This is a genomic window from Delftia sp. ASV31 (assembly GCF_016428765.1).
Classification (GTDB): domain Bacteria; phylum Pseudomonadota; class Gammaproteobacteria; order Burkholderiales; family Burkholderiaceae_C; genus Comamonas; species Comamonas acidovorans.
This window is the reverse complement of the sequence record NZ_JAELTK010000161.1, coordinates 1-4,049: the sequence shown is the minus strand read 5'-3', so window position 1 is coordinate 4,049 and position 4,049 is coordinate 1. Positions and strand designations below refer to the sequence as shown.

The following is a 4,049-nucleotide window of genomic DNA, read 5'->3' as shown; positions in this document are numbered from 1 at the left end:
ACCGTGCTGCGCGGCGGGCAGGTGACCGGCGTGTGCAACCCGGCCGTGGAGAGCAATGCCTCGCTGTCGCGGCTGATGATCGGCTCGGAGCCGCCCGAGCTCACGCACCGCGAATCCCAGGTCGGCGCCAGCGTGCTGCGCGTGCAGGGCCTGGCGCTGCCGCGCTCGGAGCCCTTCGGCGTGGACCTGCATGGCATCCAGCTCGATGTGCGCGCGGGCGAAGTCGTGGGCATCGCCGGTGTCTCGGGCAATGGCCAGAAGGAATTGCTGTATGCGCTGTCCGGCGAGGACACGCGCGCAGCGCCCGAAATGGTGCAGATTGCCGGCCGGGAGGCGGGGCGCCTGGGCCCCGGCCGGCGCCGTGCGCTGGGCCTGCACTTCGTGCCGGAGGAGCGTCTTGGCCGCGGTGCCGTGCCCAGCATGGGCCTGGCGCACAACCTGCTGCTGACGCGCAAGACCGCGCTGGGCGCGGGCGGCTGGATCCGCATGGGCCAGTTGCAGGAGCAGGCGCGCGCCATCATCGCGCGCTTCAACGTCAAGGCCGGTGGCCCCAACGCAGCGGCGCAGTCGCTGTCGGGCGGCAACCTGCAGAAATTCATCGTGGGCCGCGAGATCGATGCCAGGCCCAAGCTGCTCATCATCTCCCAGCCTACCTGGGGGGTGGACGTGGGGGCGGCCGCGCAGATCCGCGGCGCCATCCTGCAATTGCGTGACGAAGGCTGCGCCGTGCTGGTGCTCAGCGAGGAGTTGGACGAATTGTTCGAAATATGTGACCGCCTGCATGTGGTGGCCAAGGGCCGGCTGTCGCCCTCGGTGGCGCGGGCCGATGCCACCGTGCAGCAGATCGGCGAGTGGATGAGCGGCCTGTGGGACGGTGCTGCCGCCCCGAATGCTGCCCAGAATGCCGCCAGGGGAGGCGCCCATGTTCAAGCTTGAGCAACGCCCCCAGGCCTCCAGGCTGTGGACCTACGGTTCGCCCGTGCTGGCGCTGGCCATCACCGTGCTGATCGGTGTGTGCCTGTTCGTGATGCTGGGCAAGGACCCGGTGCGCGGCCTGCAGGCCTTCTTCTGGGACCCCGTCAAGTCCACCTATGCGCTGGGCGAGCTGGCCGTCAAGGCCACGCCGCTGCTGCTGATCGCGCTGGGGCTGGCCGTGTGCTTTCGCTCCAATGTGTGGAACATCGGTGCCGAAGGCCAGTTCGTGATCGGCGCCGTGGCCGCAGGCGGCGTGGCGCTGCTGGCGGACAAGACCACGGGGCCGTGGATCGTGCCCGCCATCCTGGTGGCCGGCATGCTCGGCGGCATGGTCTGGGCAGGCATCGTGGCCCTGCTGCGCGACCGCTTCAATGCCAATGAAATCCTGGTCAGCCTGATGCTGGTCTACGTGGCCACCCTGGTGCTGGGCTTTCTGGTCTACGGGCCGTGGAAGGACCCCATGGGCTACAACTTCCCGCAGACCAAGACCTTCGAGCGCGTCACGCAGATCCCCAAGCTCATGCAGGGCATGCGCACCAACATCGGGCTGCTGCTGGCGCTGGCTGCGGCGGCCATGCTGTGGGTCTTCCTGTTCCGCACCCGCGCCGGCTTTGCGCTGCAGGTCGGTGGCCTGGCCCCGGCCGCTGCGCGCTACGCGGGCTTTTCCTCGCGCCGCGCGCTGTGGACGGCGCTGCTGATCTCGGGCGCCGCCGCCGGCCTGGCCGGTGCGCTGGAAGTGGCCGGCCCGCTGGGCCAGCTCACGCCCTATGTCCCGGCCGGCTACGGCTTTGCCGCCATCATCGTGGCCTTCGTCGGCCGCCTGCATCCCGTGGGCATGATCTTTTCCGCGATTCTCATGAGCATGTTCTATATCGGGGGCGAACTCGCCCAGTCGCGCCTGGGCCTGCCCAAGGCGCTGACCGGCGTGTTCCAGGGCCTGCTGCTGTTCACGCTGCTGGCCTGCGACACGCTGGTGGCCTACCGCGTGCGCTGGGTGTCCCGCACGCCCGTGGTTCCGCCCGCAGCGGCGCCTGCCGTCAAGGAGGCCCGCTGATGGAATCCTATGCACTGCTGCTGGGCTCCACGCTCAGCGCCGGCACCGTGCTGGCGCTGGCCGCGCTGGGCCTGCTGATCAATGAAAAGGCCGGCATCGTCAACCTGGGTGCCGAGGGCATGATGCTGTGCGCCGCCATCGCGGGCTTTGCCGCCGTGGTCCACACGGGCAGCACCACCGTGGGCTTTCTGGCCGGCATGGGTGCGGGCGCGCTGCTGGCCGCCATCTTCGGCGTGCTGGTGATCTGGCTGAACACCAACCAGTACGCGACGGGGCTGGCGCTGTCGCTGTTCGGCACGGGCTTCTCGGCCTTCCTGGGCCTGGGCTATGTGCAGGCACGCCTGCCCGAGCTGCCCAAGTTCGCCGTGCCCTGGCTGTCGGACCTGCCCGTGGTCGGCACGGCGCTGTTCCGCCTGCACCCGCTGGTCTATGGGGCCGTAGTCATTGCGGCGGCCCTGGTCTGGTTCCTTTACCGCACGCGGGCCGGCCTGGTGCTGCGCGCCGTGGGTGAGTCGCCCCAGTCGGCCCATGCGCTGGGCTACCCGGTGCGCCGCATCCGCCTGGCGGCCGTGGTGTTCGGCGGCGCCATGTGCGGGCTGGCCGGTGCCTATATCTCCACCGTCTACACGCCGCTGTGGGTGGAGGGCATGGTGTCGGGCCGGGGCTGGATCGCGCTGGCGCTGACCACCTTTGCCACCTGGCGCCCTGCGCGCGTGCTGCTGGGCGCCTACCTGTTCGGCGGCGTGACCATGCTGCAGTTCCACCTGCAGGCCACGGGCGTGCAGGTGGCCAGCCAGCTGCTGTCCATGCTGCCCTACCTGGCGACCATCGTCGTGCTGGTGCTGATCTCGCGCAATCCGGCCTGGATCCGTGCCAACATGCCGGCCTCGCTGGGCAAGCCCTTCTACCCGGGCTCCTGACGCTTTCATTTTTTCTCTCTCCCTCCAGAACCACAAAAGGACAAACGCATGCCCGCTTTGCGCGAACGCACCCTGAAACCTGGCCTGAAAAGCACGCTTGTGAAGATGATCGGCCTGTCGGCCATCTCGGTGGCGGCCCTGACCGCCTGCGGCAAGAAGGAAGAGGCCGCAGCGCCTGCTCCCGCTGCCGCGCCTGCCGCCCAGGCGCCGGCCGAGAAGCTCAAGATCGGCTTCATGTACGTCAGCCCCATCGGCGACGGTGGATGGACCTTCCAGCACGAGCTGGGCCGCAAGGCCATCCAGGAGAAGTTCGGCGACAAGGTGGAAACCTCCTTCGTCGAAAGCGTGCCCGAGAGCGCCGATGCCGAGCGCGTGATGCGCGACATGGCTGGCCAGGGCAACAAGCTGATCTTCGCGACCAGCTTCGGCTACCAGGAGTTCGTGCAGAAGGTCGCGGCCGACCTCAAGGACGTGAAGTTCGAGCACGCCACCGGCTACAAGAACGCCGACAACGTGGCCACCTACGACACCAAGACCTTCGAGGGCGCCTACCTTGCCGGCATCGTGGCCGGTGGCATGACCAAGACCAAGACCGTCGGCGTCGTGGCCTCGGTGCCGATTCCTGAAGTGGTGCGCAACATCAACAGCTTCGTGCTGGGTGCGCAAAGCGTCGATCCCTCGATCAAGGCCAAGGTGGTCTGGGTGAACGAATGGTTCGCCCCGCCCAAGGAGTCCGAGGCTGCCACCTCGCTGATCAACGGCGGCGTGGACGTGCTCTACCAGAACACCAACTCCCCGGCCGTGCTCAAGACGGCCGAGGAACGCGGTGCGCGCGCCTTCGGCAAGGACGGCGACATGAGCGCCTTCGCGCCCAAGGCCCACCTGGGCTCGGCCGTGATCGACTGGACGCCTTACTACAGCAAGGTCACCCAGGACACGCTGGACGGCAAGTGGCAGGGCGGCTCGTTCTGGTGGGGCGTGAAGGAAGGCGCCATCGACCTCGTGAAGATCGCCGACGACGTGCCCCAGGACATCAAGGACAAGGTCGCCAAGGCACGCGACGGCTTGAAGGACGGCAGCTTCGCCGTCTGGACCGGCCC

General features: G+C 68.4%; 4 protein-coding genes. All 4 read left to right on the top strand.

All coding sequences use genetic code 11. The features are described 5' to 3' along the window. Positions 1–936: ATP-binding cassette domain-containing protein (locus tag JHD82_RS28545; protein WP_199140237.1), on the top strand; the 936-nt coding region annotated here is incomplete at its 5' end. Further along, a complete protein-coding gene (locus JHD82_RS28540; RefSeq protein ID WP_034398274.1) occupies positions 923–2,029 on the top strand; it encodes an ABC transporter permease in 1,107 nt (368 codons plus the stop codon). The genes JHD82_RS28545 and JHD82_RS28540, both read left to right, overlap by 14 nt. Further along, positions 2,029–2,949 (top strand): ABC transporter permease, encoded by a 921-nt coding sequence (locus JHD82_RS28535; RefSeq protein ID WP_013803692.1) that lies wholly within the window; start codon positions 2,029–2,031, stop codon positions 2,947–2,949. The genes JHD82_RS28540 and JHD82_RS28535 overlap by 1 nt, the downstream gene beginning before the upstream one ends. Before the next feature lie 48 nt (positions 2,950–2,997). Further along, positions 2,998–4,049: BMP family ABC transporter substrate-binding protein (locus tag JHD82_RS28530; protein ID WP_199140235.1), on the top strand; the 1,052-nt coding region annotated here is incomplete at its 3' end.

Coding starts and splice junctions, on each gene's coding strand:
- JHD82_RS28540 (WP_034398274.1), top strand. CDS start 923: ATGTTCAAGCTTGAGCAACGCCCCCAGGCCTCCAGGCTGTGGACCTAC.
- JHD82_RS28535 (WP_013803692.1), top strand. CDS start 2,029: ATGGAATCCTATGCACTGCTGCTGGGCTCCACGCTCAGCGCCGGCACC.